A 21956-nucleotide genomic window follows, 5' to 3' on the forward strand; every position below is an offset into this window, starting at 1 on the left:
ACAAATTAGCACAAATTAATTCGTGAAAATTAGTGAAATTCGTGGCTAAAAAACTTAAGCGATAATCATGCACCAATATTTCTACGCCATTCATTTGTTTGTAACCCGAAGAAAAACGCTGTCGGTTCTTTTGGCTGTTTTGATGCTTGTGGTTTTTGGTTTCTTTGCTTCGAGATTAAAATTTGAAGAAGACATTACCAAACTTATTCCGACCAACGACAAAACCGATGTTACCGCCAAAGTTTTAAAACAATTAAATTTTGCCGATAAAACAACTGTAATTTTCAGCTTGGATAAAAACGGTTCTGCCGAGGATTTAAAAGAAATGGCAACTGTATTTTCGGACAGTGTTTCTAAATCCTGTAAACCTTACATAACTGGAATTCAGGGAAAAATTGACGAAGAAAACATTCAGGAAACCATCGATTTTGTTTACAATAATCTCCCTCTTTTTCTAGACGATAAAGATTATGCTGCTATCGAAAAGAAGCTTCAAAAAGACAGTATTGCAGCGACCGTTCAGGGAAATTACAAATCGATTATTTCTCCGTCTGGATTTATTACCAAAGATTTTATTCTGCAAGATCCGTTTGGAATTTCATTTATCGCTTTAAAAAAATTACAGCAATTAAATATTGGCGACGATTTTACGCTGGAAAATGGTTTTGTAATGACAAAGGATAAAAAGAAATTACTGCTTTTTATCACTTCGAATATTCCTTCGAGCGAAACGGAAAAAAATACCATTTTCGCCGAAAAACTAAAATCGATTCAGGAAAATCTAAATCAGAAATTTAAAGGGAAAACTTCTATCAGTTATTTTGGTTCGGCGTTGATTGCCGTTGCCAATGCCAATCAGATTAAAGGAGATATTATTTTGACAACATCAATCGCGATGTTTACCTTAATGCTGATCTTGATTTTATTTTACCGAAAAGTTTTAATCCCGCTGATTATTTTTCTTCCAACAGTTTTTGGAGGTTTGTTTGCAGTTGCATTTTTATATTTCGTTAGAGAACAGATTTCGGCCATTTCATTAGGAATTGGTTCTATTTTATTGGGAATCACGATTGATTATTCTATTCATATTCTCACGCATTACAAACACAACAGCGATGTAAAAACTTTGTACAAAGACATTACAATGCCCGTGATTATGAGTAGTTCTACAACTGCGGTTGCGTTTTTATGTCTGCTTTTTGTAAAATCGGATGCGTTGAATGATCTCGGAATTTTTGCAGCCGTTATCGTAATGGCTTCGGCTATTTTCTCGCTTTTGATTATTCCTCATTTATATAAACCAAAAGAAAATCCGGCAGAACACAAGAAAAATTTGATCGATAAAATGGCTCATTTTTCTTTTCACAACAATAAAATCTTAATCGGACTTTGTGTTATCATCACCATTATTTGTTGTTTTACGTATAATGATGTTGGTTTTAATAACGATTTATCGCAGCTAAATTTTATTCCGAAAGACATTAAAGCTGCCGAAAAACAATTGGAAGAAAGTACAAGTTTAACTTCCAAAACCATTTACGTGGCTTCTTACGGAAAAACAATGGAAGAAGCTTTGCAGCATAACAGTCGTCTTTTCGAAAATTTAAATACAGAGAAACAACAACATAAAATTTTAAATTTCAGTTCGGTTGGCGGAATTGTGCTTTCCAAGGCAGCACAACTACAAAAAATCGAGAAATGGAATTCATTCTGGAATTCGCAGAAAAAACAATTCGTTAAATCAGAATTAATTGCTGAAGGCGCTAAACTTGGTTTTAAACCAACAACTTACAATTTGTTTTTTGATCAGTTAGATTCTGATTTCAAACCAATTTCTGCCAAAGATTATCTTCAAATAAAAGCACTTCAGCTGCAAGAATTCATTACAGAGAAAAATGGTTTTTATACCGTTTCGACTTTAGTAAAAGTTGCTCCGGAACAGCGCGATGCTTTTGTAAAATCTACTTCTAAAACAGAAAACGTAATTGCAATCGATCGTCAGCAAATGAACGAAACGTTTTTCAGTACTTTAAAAACCGATTTTAATTCGCTTGTAAATTATTCTTTTGTCGCCGTAATTTTAATTCTGTTTTTCTTTTTCAGAAGAATCGAATTGGTCATTATCAGCTGTATTCCAATTGCTTTAACGGGAATTGTAACGGCAGGAATTATGGGCATTTTTGGCATTCAAATGAATATTTTCAGCATGATAGTCTGCACCCTGATTTTTGGTCACGGAGTCGATTTTAGTATTTTCATGACGAGCGCTTTACAAAAAGAATACACAAACGGAAAAAACGAAATTGCCATTTACAGAACATCGATTATTCTGGCGGTAATTACAACTATTCTCGGAATCGGAGCGATGATTTTTGCAAAACATCCTGCTCTGACTTCTATTTCATCTGTTTCCTTAATCGGAGTTTTTGCCGCATTGATTATCACTTTCATTTTTTACCCAATTCTGTTCAAAGTCTTTTTATCAAATCGTCCGAAAAAAGGAAATCCTCCTTTTCAATTGCGAACTTTTACTCATGGTGTAATTTCGTTTGCTTATTATGGTTTGGGCGGAATTGTAATGTCGATTTTCAGTTTTACCATAATGCCGATTCTGCCATTGAACAAAAAAACCAAAATGCAGGCTTTTAGATACGTGATTTCAAAATTCATGAAATCTGTCTTGTACTCGAATCCGTTTATTCGCAAAAAAGTCATTAATAATTTCAACGAAACATTCGAAAAACCAGCGGTAATCATTGCCAATCATTCTTCGTTTCTAGACATTTTATCGATCGGAATGCTGAGTCCAAAAATCATTTTCTTGGTAAGCGACTGGGTTTATAACTCTCCTATTTTTGGCGGTGTTGTTAGAAAAGCAGGTTTTTATCCCGTTTCTGAAGGTCTTGAAGGCGGCGTTGAACATTTACGCAAAAAAGTAAATGAAGGATACTCGCTAATGGTTTTTCCCGAAGGAACGCGATCAGAAAACAATGTTATCAAAAGATTCCACAAAGGTGCATTTTTCCTTGCCGAAGAATTTAAAATAGATGTTCTTCCTGTTGTTATTCATGGTGCTTCAGAGTTAATTCCGAAAGGTGATTTTGTTATTCATCACGGAAAATTAACGGTTACCATTTTAGAAAGAATCACACCAGAAAATCTTTCGTTTGGAAGCAATTATACAGAAAGAACCAAACAAATAAGTTCGTTTTTTAAAGCCGAATATCGCAAAATCAGACAAGAACTAGAAGGTCCGGATTATTTTAAAACGATGCTCGTTAACAGTTACGATTATAAAGAAATCGAAATTGGAAATAGCGTAAAGAAAGATTTAAAACAGAATCTCGAAACGTATTACAATCTAAATAAACACATTGGCCCAAAAGTAAAAATGCTTCATTTAGGAAACGATTACGGGCAATTGGATGTTTTACTGGCGCTGCAGGAACCACAGCGAAAAATAGTTTCTTTTATAAATGAAGAAGAAAAATTGCTGGTTGCCAAAACGAATTATTTAGTCAAAAAGAGAAAAATAATATATCTCGAAAAATTAGAATCAGCACTTGAAAATCATTACGATATACTTTTAATTTCTGATGAAAATTATCAAGAGGAAATCGAAAAAGTAATTTCAACCGCTTCTTCTATAATTTTAGTGAATTGTTCTCGTTTAAAAAATCAGTTGAAGGATTTCGAAATTGTTTTTGAAGAAAATACTTTAATCGTTTTTAAGAAAAAATAAATGAAAAAACAGTACGATGTAGTCATCATTGGCAGCGGTTTAGGCGGATTGGTTTCTGCTGTTATTCTGGCAAAAGAAGGCTGCAGCGTTTGTGTACTCGAAAAAAACAATCAATATGGCGGCAATCTGCAGACTTTCGTTAGAGATAAAACCATTTTTGATACCGGGATTCATTACATCGGAGGTTTAGGCGAAGGCCAGAATCTGCATCAATATTTCAAATATATTGGAATAATGGATCATTTGAATCTGAAAAAATTGGACGAAAATGGTTTTGATATTATTTCTTTTGATGATGATAAAACCGAATATCCGCATGCGCAAGGTTTCGAAAATTTCATTGAAAAACTAACTCAATATTTCCCAGAAGAAAAAGAAAATCTTGAAAAGTATTGCCAGAAAATAAAAGCGGTCTGCAAAACATTTCCGCTTTACAATCTGGAATCTGAAGGAAAATATGATGATGAAATTTTAACGCTTAACGCGAAAGAAACGATCGATTCTTTTACTCAAAATGAGAAGCTAAAAGCGGTCTTGGCAGGATCTAATTTTCTTTATGCCGGCATAGCCGAAAAATCGCCGTTTTATGTTCACGCACTTGTTGTCAATTCGTATATCGAAAGTTCGTGGCGTTGCGTAAATGGCGGAAGTCAGATTACGAAACAGCTTTTGAAACAGCTCAAAAATTTTGGAGGCGAATTCTTCAAACATAAAGAAGTAACCCAATTTGAAGTTGAAAATCAAAAGGTAAATTCGGTTAAAATGAAAGACGGAACAGAAGTTTCCGGAACGTATTTTATTTCGAACATTGAACCAAAAACAACTTTGAAAATGGCGGGTCAGGAAAACTTTAGAAAACCCTTTTTCAATAGAATTCAAAATCTGGAAAGTGTACTTTCTGCTTTCAGTTTGTATATCGTTTTTAAGCCGAAAACTTTTAAATATATCAATCATAATTATTACCATTTTAAAAGTGCCAATGATGTTTGGACTTCGTATGAATACGACGAAAATTCTTGGCCCAAAACTTTTATGGCTTCTATGAATCCGTCAAAAAAAGATGAAGAATGGGCAGACGGAATGACGTTTTTAACGTACATGAAATATGATGATGTTAAAGCTTGGGAAAACACGTTTAATACCACTTCTGAAGAAAACGAAAGAGGCGAAAGTTACGATGAATTCAAAGCCAAAAAAGCAGCAAAGTTTTTAGACGAAATCGAGAAAAAATTCCCCGGAATAAGAGATTGCATCAAATCAGTGCATACTTCTACTCCACTTTCATATCGTGATTATATTGGCGGAGACGGCGGAAATATGTACGGGTATGTTAAAGATTCAAATAATCCGATGAAAACGATGATTCCGACTAAAACTAAGGTAGAAAATCTTTATCTTACAGGCCAAAGTATTAACATGCACGGTGTCTTGGGAGTTACGGTTGGAGCAGTCATAACTTGCTCAGAAATTGTAGGAAAAGAATATCTGCTCGAAAAAATTAAAAAAGCATCTGAATAAGTAATCATGAAAAACCGAATTTTTTACCTCTTCCTTATCGGTTTTTTAAGCTTGCTGACTTCCTGCGGTACTTCAAAATCAAAAAAACATACGCCTGATATTACGGCTTTCAACAATTCAAAACCTGTTGTTGAGAAATTATCAGACAGTCGTTTTCTTTCCGGAAAAAATTCGTTTTTAAAAAATAAACAAGGTCTTTGGGAATTGTATGTCGAAGGAGATCCGCTCGAAATTGGACTTTCAACCGGCGCTTTGACTGATTCGCTTTTGCAAAAACAACAACGTATTTTTTTCTCTAAAATAACCGATCTTATTCCTTCAAAATTTCAGCAGAAACTGCTTCGCCATTTTCTAAAATGGTACAATCGCAAACTGTATTTAAATGTTCCCGACGAATATCAAACGGAGATTTACGGCGTTTCTCAATATACTTCAAATGAATTTGACAATATCGCGCCACAATATCAACGCGGTTTGTATTTGCATGCGGCACACGATATTGGTCACGCGTTGCAGGATTTGGCTTTGGTCGGCTGTTCGTCTTTTGCTGCTTGGAATGAAAAATCGGAAGATGGAAATTTAATCTTAGCACGAAATTTTGATTTTTATGTAAATGACGCTTTCGCGGAAAATAAAATTGCAGCCTTTATCAAACCAGAACAAGGATTTCCGTTTATGATGGTGACTTGGCCAGGAATGATTGGTGCCGTTTCCGGAATGAATCTCGAAGGTTTGACCGTTACCATAAACGCTTCAAAATCTAAAATTCCGCTTAGCGCGAAAACTCCGATTTCGATTTTAACTCGTGAAATTTTACAGCACGCCAAAAATCTGGATGAAGCAATTGCTATTGCAAAAAAACGAAAAGTATTTGTTTCTGAATCGATTATGGTTGGAAGTGCAAACGATAACAAAGCAATTCTAATTGAAGTTTCTCCCAATAAAATGGATGTTTACGATGTTCCAAACAGCGATCGATTAATTTGTTCAAATCATTTTCAAGGCGAAGCTTTTGCAGGAGACAAACGAAATATGGAGCAAATTGCCAACAGCCATTCTGAGTATCGCTATGAAAGAATGCAGGAATTGCTGTCTGAAAATTCAAAAGTAAATCCTGAAATCGCTTCGAAAATTCTTCGAAATAAAGACGGTTTAAAAAATGAAATTTTGGGTTTTGGCAACGAAAAAGCATTAAATCAGCTTTTGGCACATCACGGAATTATCTTTAAACCAAAAGAAAAATTGGTTTGGGTTTCGGCAAATCCGTTTCAATTGGGCGAATTTGTTTGTTATGATTTGAATTCGATTTTTGGTGAAAACCAAAATACAACAAAATCATTTCAGAAAGAAAATCTGAATATTGCCAAAGATCCTTTCTTGGAAACGGCTGCTTTTCAGAATTTTAAAAAATTTAAAATTGAAGATCATAAATTAGATTCGATTTTAGAAAAAAAAGGAACTGTTGCTCCAGAGTTTCTTCAGAATTATCAAGCGTTAAACCCCAATTATTGGGTTGTATATTATAAGACAGGATTGTACTTTTACCAAAAAAAGGAATTTCTTCAGGCAAAGCTGAATTTTGAAAAGGCTTTAACCCACGAAATCACTACAGTTCCTCAGAAGGAAGAAGTTGAAAAATATTTAAAAAAAGTCAAAAGAAAATTACAATGATTCCAGCAATAGAAAAAGATTCTTTAGAAGAAATTAAAATTTTTCAGGAAAAAAAATTAGTTGAACTTCTAGAATATATCAGTGAGAATTCTCCTTTTTACAAAAGACTTTTTGCTGGACAAAATATTGATATTTCGAAAGTTAAAACGCTGGAAGATTTACAGTTTTTGCCTGTTACAACCAAAGAAGATTTACAACAATATAACGATGATTTTTTGTGTGTTCCGCAACATAAAATTATCGATTACGCTACAACATCCGGGACTTTAGGAGATCCTGTTACTTTTGGTTTAACCGATTCTGATTTAGACAGACTGGCTTATAATGAAGCCATTTCGTTTGCCTGCGCTGGAATTGCAGAAGGAGATGTGGTACAATTAATGACTACAATTGATAGAAAATTTATGGCTGGTTTGGCTTATTTTCTTGGTCTTCGAAAATTGAAAGTTGGAGTTATCCGTGTTGGCGCTGGAATTCCGGAAATGCAATGGGATTCAATTTTAAAATACAATCCGAGTTATTTAATTACGGTTCCTTCTTTTCTTTTGAAATTAATTGAATACGCCGAAATGCACGGAATCGATTATAATAATTCGAGCATAAAAGGCGCAATCTGCATTGGAGAATCTTTGAGAGAACAGGATTTTTCGATGAATATTCTATCGAAAAAAATCACGGATAAATGGAAAATTAAGTTGTTTTCGACTTATGCTTCTACAGAAATGAGCACCGCTTTTACAGAATGCGAACATGGAAAAGGCGGGCATCATCATCCGGAATTAATTATTGTTGAAGTTCTGGACGAAAATAATATCCCGGTTAAAAACGGCGAAACCGGCGAACTTACTTTTACTACTTTAGGTATTGAAGCAATGCCTTTACTTCGTTTTAAAACGGGAGATATTGTACAGTTTCATGATGAACCTTGCGAATGCGGACGAAATACGTTGCGCGTAGGTCCAGTCGTTGGGCGTAAAAAGCAAATGATCAAATATAAGGGAACAACCTTGTATCCGCCTGCTATGAATGATGTTTTGAGCAGTTTTGATAATATCGAAAATCATCTTATCGAAATCTCTACCAATGATTTAGGTACAGATGAAATCGTGATTAAAATTGCGGTGAAAAACCAATCTCCAGAATTTTTACAGGAAATAAAAGATCACTTTAGAGCTAAATTAAGAGTAACTCCAAAAATAGAATTTGTTCCAAAAGAAATTCTAAATCCGATAGTTTTTAATCCAATGAGTCGAAAACCAATTCGATTTTTTGATTACCGATAATTTTTTAAAGGTACAAAGCTAGAAAGTTTCAAAGGAGCAAAGGCTCCTAATCTAACTTAAGTTTTATTGTCATTTCGACCGAAGGGAGAAATCACACTCGCAAATCGGCAAAGATTGGATATACTTTGTGGAGTTTCTAGTGTGATTTCTCCCTTCGGTCGAAATGACAAATATTTGACTATAAACAATTTATCAAACAACTTCAAAAACTTTGTTACTTTGTCACTTTGAACCTTTGATCCTCAATTTGGTACAAATTGAACTAAAAATTGTAATTTTGCAAAAAATATTGAAGATGGTCAAGATTGGCAACATAGAATTACCCGAATTTCCTTTATTACTAGCACCGATGGAAGACGTTAGTGATCCGCCGTTTCGCAGATTATGCAAAACGCACGGTGCTGACATGATGTACTCTGAATTTATTTCATCGGAAGGATTGATTCGTGATGCTATTAAAAGCCGTATGAAGCTGGATATTTTTGATTACGAACGTCCGGTTGGAATCCAGATTTTTGGTGGTGATGAAGAGGCCATGGAAATGTCGTCTAAAATTGTTTCTACTGTAAAACCGGATTTGGTTGATATCAATTTTGGATGTCCGGTAAAAAAAGTAGTCTGCAGAGGTGCAGGAGCCGGAGTTTTAAAAGATGTTGATTTAATGGTTCGTTTAACTCAAGCCGTTATCAAGGGAACTAATTTGCCTGTTACGGTAAAAACGCGTTTAGGCTGGGATGAAAACTCTATTAATATTGATGAAGTTGCTGAAAGACTTCAGGATATTGGAGTTCAGGCTTTAACGATTCACGCCAGAACCCGTGCTCAAATGTACAAAGGTCATTCTGACTGGTCGCACATTGCCCGAGTAAAAAACAACCCAAGAATTACAATGCCTATTTTCGGAAATGGCGATATTGACAGCCCGGAAAAAGCATTAAAATATAAAAACGAATACGGAATTGACGGTATCATGATTGGTCGTGCTGCGATTGGTTATCCGTGGATTTTTAATGAAATAAAACACTATTTTAAAACGGGTGAACACTTACCTGCTCCAACGGTTATTGATCGTGTTGAAGCAGCCAGAAATCATTTGCAATGGTCAATGGACTGGAAAGGCGAACGTCTTGGAATTGTAGAAATGCGCCGCCATTATACTAATTATTTCAAAGGAATCCATTCGTTTAAAGAATTCAAACAAAAATTAGTTACTACTGACGCTCCTGAAGATTTATTCGCTATTATGAAAGAAATCGAACAGGTTTATGCAGGATACGAATTTGTTTAAATTAAGATTTAAAAAATAAAAAAGACCTTCAATATTGAAGGTCTTTTTTTATATTGTTTAAGCGAAATTATTTTAAACTTTTTTTGCAAAATTTCTTTTGGCTAAATCAATAGCTAAATTTAGCTCAGAAAAAAATAATTCAGCTTCTTTCGCATTTCGAATAGATCTAGTCAAATTGTCATTATTATGTGTTTCTATAACATCTTCAATACCAGCAATATTTCTCTGCGATGTAGAAGCTAATGCAGTCTCCTGTATCTTATTAATTTTATTTTGAATAGATTCTTTCATAAAGCAAATTTAAACATTATTGATTTAAATTAAACATATAATATCTGTAAAGATCATTAGTTTTTCTTTGAAAATCAAAAGGTTCTGGTTTTGGTTTAAAAAATACCAATCCATTATCATCTAATTCAATTGTTCCATTTCTAAGTAATCTTACATACCAATCCACTCCAATAATCACTAAAAAATCTTGTAAATCTTTGTAATTATATCTAAACATTCGATGATAGAGATTAGCTCTTAAATCATCTGAACCATCAATACCAATTGTCATACGAGGATTGTTTTTTAAAAAAGTTATCGCAAATAAAATAATTGTGGAAAAGACTTTATTACTATCCTTGTGTTTAAGATTTATAGAATCATTAATTTTTCCATTTACATCAAATGGACCAAAAGCTAAATTATAAACATTCGGTAATAATGATTCAGCGATATTTGTAAACTTAACTTTAAGTTGAATTATGGTATCATCTTTTAATGCAGATTCAAAAATGTATTGATCAAAATTCGCACTCACATATATTGCTTCAAAAGTGTTTTCTAAATTAATTTTAATCATAAGAAATATTAATTCTATCTAAATGCAAAAAACAAATTTAGTATAAATTTCTTACAAATAAAAAGACCTTCAAAATTGAAGGTCTTTTTATTTGTATTAGACTTGAACTCGTTTCCACTTTCCTCTTTTATAGAAAAAGATTCCGGCTAAGGTTATGGCAGTTTCGGCAACCGGAATAGCGATAAAAACTCCGGTTGGTCCCATATTGAAATGTTTTGCCAATACGTAAGCTAATGGAATCTGGAACAGCCAAAACCCAAAGAAATTAATTCCGGTTGGTGTCCAGGTATCTCCTGCTCCATTAAACGTATTAATTAGAACCATACCTATTCCGTAGAAAATAAATCCGATACTCATGATTTGCAATGCTTCTATCGCAACGGTTTTTACCTGTTCATCATTCGTGAAAAACGAAATAATATATTGTCCAAAACCCAAAGTAATTATCATAATCGAAGCCATGAAAATTACATTATATCTTGCTGTTGTATAAACCGATTTTTCAGCGCGTTCAATTTGTTTGGCTCCTAAATTCTGCCCCACTAAAGTGGCTGCCGCATTACTTAATCCCCAGGCAGGAAGAATGAAAAACATCATAATTCTCAATGCCGTCTGATAACCCGCAGAACCATGGTCGCCTCCTGTTGTTGCTACTAATTGTGCCAGGAAAATCCAGCTGCAGGAAGCGATTACAAATTGTAAAATTCCCGGTGCAGCAATTTTAACTAATGCTTTTATTTGTGTAAAATCTGGAGCAAAATATGGAATTTTGATTTTTAAAATTCCATTTCCGAAAAATAAATGATATACCTGATATATAACTCCAATACTTCTTCCAATAGTAGTTGCCAAAGCAGCGCCGACTAATCCAAAAGCCGGAACGGGTCCGAAACCATTAATTAAAATCGGACATAAAATGATATTGCAGATGTTAGCAATCCAAAGACTTTTCATAGCGATTGCAGCATTTCCTGCTCCGCGGAAAATTCCGTTGATTAGAAACAAAAGCATAATACACAAACTCGAACCAATCATGATTTGGGTAAATACGAAACCGTGCTCGGCTGATTCTATTGAGGAACCCATTAAAATCAAAATATCTTTTGCATAAATAATTCCGAAAATACTCAAAACACAGTTCACAGCAAATGCTACGATTATTGCCTGCATTCCGGCTTTTGCGGCGGCGACAGGATCTTTTTCTCCAATTCGTCTTGCTACCACTGCGGTTGCGGCCATACTCATTCCGATGGCAATTGAATAAATAACGGTTAATACAGATTCGGTTAAACCAACAGTCTGAATCGCAAAACTGCTGTGTTCCAAATGGCCTACAAAATACAAATCGACCAAAGCAAAAACCGATTCCATCATCATTTCCAAAACCATGGGAATGGCCAGCAGAATTACGGCTTTTTTAATACTTCCGGCAGTATAATCGAATGATTCGTCTCCTTTTAAGGCTTGTTTTAATGTGGTAAAAAATTTAGAAAAGAAACTTTTCTTTATAGTTGTTTCTGTCATGATATTTTAGGATAAATGATAAAATGGTCCAGATATTTTTTTCAATCTGAACTAAAAAATAAAGCGTAAAGTATCCTAATTATTATAAAAAATAAAATAGGATTAGGCAGAAACAATCATATGCTGTAGTTATTTGAGGCGATAAATATAAGTAATATTTTTTAGTACGAAATATTAATCTAATAACTTTTTACTTACACGGCTGCTTGCAATAAGTGAGGCAGCAAATCCAAGAGAAATAATAGTCGCCATAACAATCAGGACATTTTCGAGTGTAAAAACTACAGGATATGCTAATGTTTGTGTAATCATTATTAGCTCGTATTGTTGTTGTAAAATGACTAAAATAATTCCCAAAGCAAGTCCGATCAGACCGCCAAAAATACTTAGCAGAGTTCCCTGCAGTAAAAATATTTTTCTTAGACTGTTTATTTCGGTTCCCAGATTAAAAAGGGTTTTAAGGTTTCCTTTTTTATCTAAGATCATCATAATCAAAGCGCCAATCAAATTAAAAAGTGCCACAATAATAACGAGAGTAAAAATGAGGTAAACAGCAATATTCTCTGTATTAAGCATTTTATATAAAGATTCGTTAAGCTGGGCCCTGTTTTTTAAAGTAACTTTATCTTTAAAAATGTTTTTCAGCTGGGCTATAACGGCACTTTCATCTGCATTTTCTTTGAGGTGAAATTCCATTCCTGAAATCTGATTTGATTTATACATCAATAAATCCTGAACCAAACCTAAATCTGCGAAAACATATTTTGAATCCAGTTCTTCACTGATAGAATAAATTCCAACCGGCAGTACATCTGTTTTATTAAAAGCTTCTTCAGGATTTTCTATTGCTCCTTTTCCCGGTTTTGGTGCAAATACCTGAAGCGGATTTTCAAAATCCAGAATTCCCATCGAAAAATCCTGTGCAATTCCGTACCCAATAACAACCTGATAAGAATCCGGTTTTAACCATCGGCCGTTAAAAAGTTTTACCTTAATATTATTAACTACAGGATAAAGGCTGTCGACTCCTTTTAAATAGGTAACGTGTTGTTTGTCTTTAAACAAAAACAAAACCCGTTCTTCTATGATTTTGGTGTAAGAGGCAACACCGTTTATTTTTTTTATTTGGTTTTCCTGTTCCGGCGAAATAAAAAATGATTTGCCATACATAGTTGTCATTTTCAAATCAGGATCAATCTCATTTGTAAAAGACAAACTGAAAACCTTCAGACCGCTAAAAACAGATAAAACCACAAACAAAGCCATTGTACCAACAATGATTCCCATACTGGCAATTCTATTGATGATATTGATTGCATTATTTTTGCTTTTGCTAAAGAGATAACGCTTGGCTATGTATAAGGGGAAATTCAATTTATGATTTTCTTCTTTTATCTAAAAGATCACGGTTTTCTATTGGGTTTTCTTTTCCTGCTAAAGCATTGTCTATTTTCTCGATATAATCTAATGAATCATCGATAAAGAAAACCAGATTGGGTACACGACGCAGCTGCAGGCGAACACGCTGTGACAAGTCATGTTTTATTAAAGTTGTATTTGATTTTATTCCTTCTAATGTTTCTTTTGCTTTTTCCTGAGGAAAAATACTTAAATATACTGTTGCCACAGATAAGTCTGTAGTAACACTTACTTTGGATACCGAAATTACCAAATTGCTAATTCCATTTTTTCTCACTTCACCCTGCAGAATGTCAACCAGATCCTTCTGGATTACAGTGCCTATTTTTTTCTGTCTATTTGTTTCCATACTGCAAAAATACTATTTTTAAATTCAATCGTCACAATTTCAAATTAACTAAAGAATGAATTTATAATTATGCCGTATTAAATCTTTATTTAACAGCTTTATTTTCGAAAAAACGATTGAAATTTAGCTTCTTACGATCTCCTTGTTTTCTCCTCAAACATGATAAAGATCATATGTTTTATCAGAAATATTTGACATATTTGATAGAACATAAAACTAACATTATTATGAAAAAGAGAGAACCAATCAGCCACATTATGACCAAAACTGTGGTAACTGTAAATCTAAATGATGATTTGACTCAGGTAGTAGACAAACTAAAATCAAATTCAATCCGACACATTCCGGTTGTTAACGGTAAAAAAGTAGTCGGGATTATAAGCCGTACCGATATTAACCGACTTACTTTTGGTGCTTTATTCGAAGGACAGGAAGGCAGTGACGAAGCGGTATTACAAATGCTGACTATTCCGCAGGTAATGACCGCCAAACCTAAAACAGTTACTTCGACTGCCATTATCAGGGATTTGGCTGAAATTTTTTCGAAAGAAGAATTTCATGCACTTCCTGTTGTAGATAATGATGAGCTGAAAGGAATTGTAACTACAACAGATGTTATTAGATATTTTCTGGAACAATATGATTAAATTATAAAAAAGAAAAACGGGACTTAAATTAAGTCCCGTTTTTATGTTATCTGTTTTGAAGCCAGTTTTCCGGATCGGCATTTGTTGTGTTTTGAAGAATCAAAAATTTTATGATGGTTTTTCCCGTATCACCACTGGTTCTTACTTTTCCAATATTTTGTTTAATCGAAACTTTATCGCCCTGGCTAACAGAAACCGAACTTAGGTTTTGATAAACTGTAAAGAAATCCCCGTGCTGAATTACTACTGCTTTATTAACCGGAGATAGAACGATTACTTTTGAAACTTCTCCTGCGAAAACTGCTCTTGCACTGGCACCATCCTCGGTTGTAATTTCAACTCCTGAGTTATGTACTGTAATTGAAGGGTGCAGCGGGTGGGGCTGATCTCCATAACCCAGAGAAATAAATCCTTTTTCTACCGGCCATGGCAATCTTCCTCTATTGGCTTTAAAATCTGCAGCCAAAACTTTATCTTCCGGCGTCATGGCAATTTTAGAAGACGAAACAGGCGCTTTTGCTGTAGATCCCGGATTTTCTTTTGCTTTTTCAAGAGCCGCTTTTCTATTGGCTTCGGCAATTGCTTCACGAATTAAACGGTCGATTTGTCTGTCGATTCTTTTGGATTCGCTTTGTTTCGATTTAATATCGGCCGCAATTTTATTTTTATCTTTTTTAAGTGCATTAACCAGTTTCTGCTGTTCTTTTTTCTCTACTTCCAGACCCTGTTTTTCTTTTTCGTTTTCTGCAATAATCTTTTTCTTAACCTGTCTTTGGCCATCCAGTTTCTTATTATAATCGACTAATTCTGCTGATTTTGACTGGATTTCTAACCCCTGGTTTTTTCTAAAACTTGTATATTGCTTTAAATATTGCGCTCTTTTGTAAGCTTGTAAAAAACTTTCTGAAGACAAAATAAACATAGCCCTGCTTTGTTCAGAACGGCTTTTATATGATTTCAGGATCATTTTTGCATAATCTTCTTTTAATACCGCCAGTTCTTTTTTTAGTTTATTAACCTTTACCTGATTAATATACATATCATTGCTCAAGACTTTTTCCTGCTTTGCCGTTGTATTGATCAGCTTTTCTTTCAGCTTAATTTTGTTTGCCTGGATTAAATACTCATTTACAGCTGATTTTTCTTTTTTTCTAACCGACTGTAACATTTTTTCATTGTCTTTAATTTCCTGAAGAATCTGAGCTTTACGCTGCTCCAGTTTTTCTTGCTGCGAATCCTGCGCCCATACAAATGTAGTGGCACAAACAAAAATTAGGCTTAGGAGAAATTTTGGCATGTTTAAATTTTCTTTTTGCAAATTTACTTAATTAAAACCTTTTTATACCCGCTCGGCACACTATAAGGAAAAGAAAGTTCTTCGTTGAACGAAATATTATTGTAATTCAGATTAATATTGGTTGTTCCTTTTGGCTGTACTGCATTTATCGTAATAGCGGTTGGAATTGTTCCCTGACTAAAAGTTTTAGCATCAAAATAATTGATTTCTAATTTTCTGTTTTCAGCCGGCTGTGAAATTTCTTCTTTCTGAACCAAATATTTCTCAGGATCTAAATAAAATGCTTTTTTGATGTTTTGGTCTTTTTCATCTTCCAGACGGAAAAGATTTTCTACAATAGTCTGCGTGTATTTTCCTTCTCTTAAATCATCAAAAGCTTCACCTACTAATAAATTCTGAACTTTAGTATAATCCAGTTCTGTACCCAGCCATTTACTTAAACTGCTGAAATCGCCTTCGTAATACGTACTATTTATTTTTTCGTAATAGCTTACAGTTGTTGGTGTTATTAAAGCTTTTGCCATAGTGATTCCTAAGAATCGAACACTGATTAAAATTTGTTTGTCTTTTTCAATTCTAATTTCAGCTGTTACATTCTGACTTTGTTTTTCGTCAGCGTATTTTGCTGCTGCTTTGATATATAATGTCGAAAAATCTAATTTGTTTTCGTAGTGTTTTTCAATTGCTTTATTGTCTTTTTTCGTAACAACTTCGGCAGTGTTGCTACTCTGGACAGCAACGGCTTTTGATTTGCATGAGATCACAAAAACAGACATCAATGCAATTATAATATATTTTTTCATCGTAATTTCTCCTTATTTCTTTTGTTTTACTAACTCATTTGCTTTCAAAAAGTATTCCTCTTTTTTCTTAGCATCACCTAGTCCATTATAAGCTTCACTCAGCTGCATATTAAAATCTGCTTCAAGCTTTTTATCTTCCACAACATAATCAAGTCCCATTTCGAGAACGGTTTTGGCATTTTTAAATTGTTGTAACTGATTGCTCCCCAATCCGGCATAATAATAAAACTGAGGCTGGCTTGGATATACTTCAATCATTGTCATCGCCCTTTTGGTCATCGGAGCAAACTGTTTTGCTTTGGAATAGGCTTCAAGCAAAAGCAGATTCGTTTCTCGGTCTGTATCTGAATTTGTACTTAAATCTTTTTCGTAATATTTAATTGCATTTTCAAACTGGCCTTTACTGTGATAAAATTTTCCAATTTCTTTGGAAACATCCACATCTTTATCATTGTCAAAATAAGAAATTGCTTTTTCTAAATCAGATGCATACTGCGGATTTTTATTGGTATAGATTAAAAATTCATTCAAAGTTCTGTGTTTGATTTTTGAATCAATTTTTGAACTCGACAAAATCACATTCATCGACTTTATGGCTTTATCGGCCTGATTGGCATCTAAATACGTTTTGAACAAACTCACTTGTCCCCATTCAGAATCCGGAATTTCTTTTGCCAGTTGTTTGGCAGCTTCTACAGCTTTTTCAGGTTCCTGCGATTTTGAATATAAAGAAATCAGACTTATGTAATTGGATTCTTCTTTCGGGTTCTTTTTAATTTGTTCGATTAAGTTCCCAATTTCTGCATTCTGATATTTTCCCTGTGATAAAATCTGGCTTTTATAAATTTCACGATCTGATGATTTCCCGAATTTATCATTCATTTCATTAATAGCAATAAGTGCCTTATCATATTGATTGGTAATCATATACAACGTAATCAGATCGTCCTTGTATTCTTCATCAAAAACAATAATTTTCTGAATCGTTTCTATCGCCAGAGGATAATTTTTGGTTTCAAAGCTTACATCGTAAATTCCTAACCAGAACCATTTGTTTTTAGGGTTTAATTGTGTGGCTTTTACAAATGCATCATTTGCGTTTTGATATTCTTTTAAAGCAAAGTAATTTTTTCCTAATTCAAAATAAGCAACAGCATCATTAGGTTTTAGCTTGATGCATTTCTCTAAAGAAGCTATAGCTTTATCGTAATTTTCAATTCCTTTTTGTTTCAAAGATTCATAAAAAGCATCCTGATAATCATCCGGAACCATCGCAATATCCTCAGGTTCTGTTTGAGAAAAAACCGAAGTTGAATTGCCCAGAAGCGCAAAAAATAAAAATATCAGAATGCTTTTTTTCATCTTTTATATGATTTCATTTTTTAGAAAAACGAATTTGTTTTTACTATATCTTATTCTAAAACTGAATAGTCACCAATGCTGATACTGGTAAATTTACCATCATAACTTACATGATTTCCAATCATTGCGTTATCTAAGTTAGCATTTTTTATTTGAGAATACGTCTGTATTAAGCTATTTTTAATAGTACTGTCGGTTACGTGGCATCCTTTTCCAATAGAAACATTCGGACCGATTGTAGTGTTTTTTAACACAACATTTTCTCCAATATAACATGGCGGAATGATCACTGCATTATCTAATGTTACATTTTGGTCTACTAAATGTTCTCCGTCATTATGTAAAAAACCTAACATTCTGCTATTTGTTTCAACTGTAACATCTTTGTTTCCGCAATCCATCCATTCGTCAACACTTCCGGTTTTAAAAACTTTTCCATTGGCCATCATGGCCTTAATTCCATCATTGATTTGGTACTCACCTCCATTTTGAATATTATTGTCTAAAACATTCTGAAGCTCTTTTTTCAAATCTCCAACTTCTTTAAAGTAGTAGATGCCAATAACAGCTAAGTCACTTACAAACTCTTTTGGTTTTTCAACTAATTCTATAATTTCATTATTCGGGTTTAGTTTTACAACGCCAAAAGCTTCCGGCTGATCTACTTGTTTTACCCAGATTACAGCATCGGCTGAAGGATCTAATTCAAAATCGGCTCTGATTAAAGTATCTGCATAAGCGATAACTGCCGGCCCTGACAACGATTCTTTGGCACACATAATTGCATGTCCAGTTCCTAAAGGCAAATCCTGACGGTATATAGAAGCTTTTGCTCCCAGTCCTTTTGCCAGATCCTGAAGGCTTTCTACTAAATCAGCTCCAAAGAAAGCTTCGTCACCAAGAATAAAAGCAACTTCTTCGATTGGTTCTTTTAATATTTTGGCAATATCTTCGACCAAACGGTGAACGATCGATTTTCCTGCAACAGGGATTAATGGTTTTGGAACTGTTAAAGTATGAGGACGCAGTCTCGACCCGCGTCCTGCCATTGGGACGATTATTTTCATGTAATATCTATTTTAAATATGGGAAGATTTCAAATCTTCTATTTGGTTTAGTTCAAGTTTAAATTTTTAAAATCAGGAGAAATTTTACAGCCAGACTGAAAACTATTTTACCCCTGTACTTCCAAATCCGCCGGCTCCTCTTGAAGTTTCAGAAAGTTCTTCTACTTCAATCCACTCAGCTCTTTCATGTTTGGCAATAATTAGTTGTGCGATTCTTTCTCCGTTTTCAACTACAAATTCTTCATTTGATAAATTTACAAGAATCACTCCTATCTCACCTCTGTAATCAGCATCGACAGTTCCCGGAGAATTTAAAACGGTTACTCCTTTTTTTGCTGCCAGACCGCTTCTAGGTCTTACCTGTGCTTCGTAACCAATTGGCAATTCGATAAAAAGTCCGGTTTTTACAATGGTTCTTTCTAAAGGTTTTAACGTAATTGGTTCAGAAATATTGGCACGCAAATCCATTCCTGCAGATGCAATAGTTTCGTAATTTGGTAAATCGTGTTGTGATTTATTGATAATTTGAATTTTCATTTTTTATTTAAAAGATTAAAAAAGCACGTTTACTTTCTATTCATAATTCCTTTGATGGTGTCTTTTTCGTTATGGTAGACAAAATACATAAACGCTAGTAATAACGGAATTCCCACGAAATAATTTTCTCTAAATCCATAAAATGAAATAGCCGAAAATAAAATTGAAATCCCCAGATAAGCCGAGATTTTATTCATGTCGTAAGGTATTGGATAATATTTATTTCCCAAAACATACGAAATCAACATCATACTTCCGTAAGCAGAAATTGTAGCGATAGCCGAACCGTAATAACTGTATTTTGGAATTAATAAATAGTTTAAAATAAGTGTTACAATTGCTCCTACTATGGAAATATAAGCCCCTATTTTTGTTTTGTCTGTTAGTTTATACCAAACCGATAAGTTGTTGTAAATTCCTAAAAAGAAGTTTGCCAGAATAATTAACGGCACTACTTTCATTGCTTCCCAATAGGATTTGTTGTCGAGCAGTAAGAATTTTAATATATCGGCAAAAACAATAACTCCCAGTAAAATAAGTGAACCAAAAATTACAAAGTATTTCGTGATTACGGCATAAGTCTGAGGTGCGTTTTCGTTTTTGGCATGGCTGAAAAAGAAAGGTTCGATTCCTAACCTAAAAGCTGTTGCAAAAAGAACCATGAATAATCCCAGCTTGTAACAAGCTGAATAAGCTCCTACTTCTGACTTTGCCAAATTCTCAGGAAGCAGATATCCTAATAAGATTTTGTCGAAATGTTCATTAACAGCAAAAGCCAGTCCGGCAACGAGAATAGGCAGTCCGTATTTCATCATTTTTTTCCAAAGTACCGGATCAAATTTTCTTCCAAGTGAAAGATAATTTGGAGAAAGAACAATAAAAGTGGCTAAACTTGCCAATAAATTTGCAATGAAAATATAGGCGATCTGGAAATTTTCGACATATAAATTATCCCAAACTGAATTTGGATTTGAAGCTGCCAGTTTTGGAAGATACATCAGGAAAAAGATATTCAATAATAAATTAATAACCACATTTCCTATTTTAATTGCTGCATACACCATAGGCCTCTGGTTGGCTCTCAGCTTAGAAAATGGTACCAAAACCAAAGCATCTAAAACTAAAATCCAAACTGAATAGGTAATGTATTGCGCATCTACTTCGGCCCAGTTTGCCAGCGTATTTCTAAAAATTAAAGCTGCGAATAAAAATCCGATCGATGACCAAAAAATTGATATTGTAGATGTTGCGATAACATTTTTCTTATCTTCCTCGGCACTGTAAAATCTAAAAAAAGCGGTTTCCATACCGTAGGAAAGAACGACATTAAAGAAAACCATCCAGGACAAAACAATCGAAACTTCGCCATATTCTGCAGTTGGTAAAATACCTGTATATAATCTGACCAATAAAAAACTCAGCATTCGCGGTAAAACGGTTGCCAGTCCATAAATTGCAGTTTGTTTGAATAGATTTTTATATAATCCCAAAATAATTAGTAATAAAGTTCGGAAAACAAAAATAACCAATTCTTTGGTTTATTAATGCTTTTAGAGGTTCAATAAAAACTTAAATTCTATTTAATGTGTCAGTTTATTTTCGTCTAAAACTTTAACAAAATGAAAGCCTTTTGGAGAATATCCCTGATTGTAATAAAATCGATGCGCTCCAAAATTTCCTGTAAAAGCATCAAGGACAATACTGCTGCATCCTATATCTAAAGCTTTTTTTTCTACAAAATCCGTAAGCAGTTTTCCAATTCCTTTTGAACGGTATTCCGGATTAACCACAAAATTGTCGATTTCCAGATATTTACCTGTCCAGAGTTTTGTAGCAGACCAACAACCTGTTATGCCCAGACAGATTTCATTTTCGAAAACTCCTATCTGGATATAATTATGAGGAATCATTTCAGAAAGAAATGAAGTATATTTTTCAAGGGAAATATTAGGATATAAAAATCGGATCGTTTCTATTTGAGCGGTCATTTCTTCAATGGTGGTAAGCTCTCGTACTTGTAAAGTCATTGTTCTAAAGAATAATATTCAAAAATACTTAAAAATCTTCTAATATTATGTTTAAAACCTGTAAAGGACTTTCATCTGCGATTTTGTCAAAATTTTTACTATCTAAAAAATTATATGTCATCTAACACTAAACATACATTAAACTTCGTTTCTTTAAAAGAAGACTTCATATTAGCATAACAAAATGAAACTTATAGAAAAGAAAATGCATCAATTTGACTTTTACAAAAAATAGACATCTAATTAACTTCCTTTGTATTAAAATGTTACATGATTTTTTAATACGACATGTGAAATGTGTAAGAATCTATAAAAATTATATAAATTTTTAGAAGTACTTCTATGCTAACTTTGTATCAAAGGGAATGAGAAAAGCTAAAATACAACCCTTTAAAAACTAAAAGCAAAGCATTGGGACTAATAAAGCTTGTTTGTTCCCACAAAAGACAAAGCAAAGGGATTGATTCTGCTGAAATGTAACCCTTACCAAAAAAACAGAGCATTGGGATTAATAAAGCTAGTTTGTTCCCATGAAAGACAAAGCAACAGAGTGATAAAATCTGTGTCAATAA

At 33.8% G+C, this 21956-nt stretch carries 18 protein-coding genes; 6 read left to right on the plus strand and 12 right to left on the minus strand.

The window, feature by feature from the left end:
• Positions 1 to 67 precede the first annotated feature (67 nt).
• The 5 genes from OZP11_RS14340 (at position 68) to dusB (ending at position 9502) form a co-directional block, all read left to right on the plus strand.
• The gene (locus tag OZP11_RS14340; RefSeq protein ID WP_281231237.1) at positions 68 to 3742 is read left to right on the plus strand and encodes an MMPL family transporter; all 3675 of its coding nucleotides are present in this window, start codon (positions 68 to 70) and stop codon (positions 3740 to 3742) included.
• Positions 3743 to 5260 (plus strand): phytoene desaturase family protein, encoded by a 1518-nt coding sequence (locus OZP11_RS14345; RefSeq protein WP_281231238.1) that lies wholly within the window; start codon positions 3743 to 3745, stop codon positions 5258 to 5260.
• A gap of 6 nt (positions 5261 to 5266) precedes the next feature.
• On the plus strand, positions 5267 to 6931 hold the full coding sequence (locus OZP11_RS14350) for a C45 family autoproteolytic acyltransferase/hydrolase (RefSeq protein ID WP_281231239.1): 1665 nt from the start codon (positions 5267 to 5269) through the stop codon (positions 6929 to 6931).
• Complete coding sequence (flxY, locus tag OZP11_RS14355; protein WP_281231240.1) at positions 6928 to 8214, plus strand: flexirubin biosynthesis putative acyl-CoA ligase FlxY; 1287 nt, start codon at positions 6928 to 6930, stop codon at positions 8212 to 8214. Before OZP11_RS14350 ends, flxY begins: the two co-directional genes overlap by 4 nt.
• A gap of 295 nt (positions 8215 to 8509) precedes the next feature.
• On the plus strand, positions 8510 to 9502 hold the full coding sequence (gene dusB / locus OZP11_RS14360; protein WP_281231241.1) for a tRNA dihydrouridine synthase DusB: 993 nt from the start codon (positions 8510 to 8512) through the stop codon (positions 9500 to 9502).
• A gap of 72 nt (positions 9503 to 9574) precedes the next feature.
• Here dusB and OZP11_RS14365 read toward each other — a convergent pair whose 3' ends face one another.
• The 5 genes from OZP11_RS14365 to rbfA all read right to left on the minus strand — a co-directional run bounded on the left by OZP11_RS14365 (position 9575) and on the right by rbfA (position 13644).
• A complete protein-coding gene (locus tag OZP11_RS14365; RefSeq protein ID WP_281231242.1) occupies positions 9575 to 9793 on the minus strand; it encodes a hypothetical protein in 219 nt (72 codons plus the stop codon).
• Positions 9794 to 9809: 16 nt separating this feature from the next.
• Positions 9810 to 10352, minus strand: coding sequence for a DUF6934 family protein (locus tag OZP11_RS14370; RefSeq protein WP_281231243.1), 543 nt, complete (start codon positions 10350 to 10352; stop codon positions 9810 to 9812).
• 96 nt (positions 10353 to 10448) lie between these two features.
• Positions 10449 to 11876, minus strand: coding sequence for an MATE family efflux transporter (locus tag OZP11_RS14375; RefSeq protein WP_281231244.1), 1428 nt, complete (start codon positions 11874 to 11876; stop codon positions 10449 to 10451).
• Positions 11877 to 12050: 174 nt separating this feature from the next.
• A complete protein-coding gene (locus tag OZP11_RS14380) occupies positions 12051 to 13250 on the minus strand; it encodes an ABC transporter permease (protein WP_281231245.1) in 1200 nt (399 codons plus the stop codon).
• A 1-nt stretch (position 13251) separates the two neighbouring features.
• A complete protein-coding gene (gene rbfA / locus OZP11_RS14385) occupies positions 13252 to 13644 on the minus strand; it encodes a 30S ribosome-binding factor RbfA (protein ID WP_281231246.1) in 393 nt (130 codons plus the stop codon).
• Positions 13645 to 13871: 227 nt separating this feature from the next.
• Between rbfA and OZP11_RS14390 the strand changes: the two genes are divergently transcribed.
• Complete coding sequence (locus OZP11_RS14390; protein ID WP_281231247.1) at positions 13872 to 14291, plus strand: CBS domain-containing protein; 420 nt, start codon at positions 13872 to 13874, stop codon at positions 14289 to 14291.
• A gap of 46 nt (positions 14292 to 14337) precedes the next feature.
• Here OZP11_RS14390 and OZP11_RS14395 read toward each other — a convergent pair whose 3' ends face one another.
• From OZP11_RS14395 to OZP11_RS14425, 7 genes are all read right to left on the minus strand, one after another.
• Entirely contained in the window at positions 14338 to 15588 is a 1251-nt protein-coding gene (locus tag OZP11_RS14395) for a murein hydrolase activator EnvC family protein (RefSeq protein WP_281231248.1), read from the minus strand.
• A gap of 23 nt (positions 15589 to 15611) precedes the next feature.
• Entirely contained in the window at positions 15612 to 16391 is a 780-nt protein-coding gene (gene lolB1 / locus OZP11_RS14400) for a lipoprotein insertase outer membrane protein LolB1 (RefSeq protein ID WP_281231249.1), read from the minus strand.
• 12 nt (positions 16392 to 16403) lie between these two features.
• On the minus strand, positions 16404 to 17753 hold the full coding sequence (locus OZP11_RS14405; RefSeq protein WP_281231250.1) for a tetratricopeptide repeat protein: 1350 nt from the start codon (positions 17751 to 17753) through the stop codon (positions 16404 to 16406).
• A gap of 50 nt (positions 17754 to 17803) precedes the next feature.
• Positions 17804 to 18820, minus strand: a complete 1017-nt coding sequence (locus OZP11_RS14410) for a sugar phosphate nucleotidyltransferase (protein ID WP_281231251.1) — start codon at positions 18818 to 18820, stop codon at positions 17804 to 17806.
• 102 nt (positions 18821 to 18922) lie between these two features.
• On the minus strand, positions 18923 to 19357 hold the full coding sequence (gene dut / locus OZP11_RS14415; RefSeq protein WP_281231252.1) for a dUTP diphosphatase: 435 nt from the start codon (positions 19355 to 19357) through the stop codon (positions 18923 to 18925).
• 29 nt (positions 19358 to 19386) lie between these two features.
• Entirely contained in the window at positions 19387 to 20847 is a 1461-nt protein-coding gene (locus OZP11_RS14420; RefSeq protein WP_281231253.1) for a lipopolysaccharide biosynthesis protein, read from the minus strand.
• Positions 20848 to 20937: 90 nt separating this feature from the next.
• Positions 20938 to 21384 (minus strand): GNAT family N-acetyltransferase, encoded by a 447-nt coding sequence (locus OZP11_RS14425; protein ID WP_281231254.1) that lies wholly within the window; start codon positions 21382 to 21384, stop codon positions 20938 to 20940.
• Positions 21385 to 21956: the final 572 nt, after the last annotated feature.

This window comes from Flavobacterium gelatinilyticum (assembly GCF_027111295.1).
Taxonomy (GTDB): domain Bacteria; phylum Bacteroidota; class Bacteroidia; order Flavobacteriales; family Flavobacteriaceae; genus Flavobacterium; species Flavobacterium gelatinilyticum.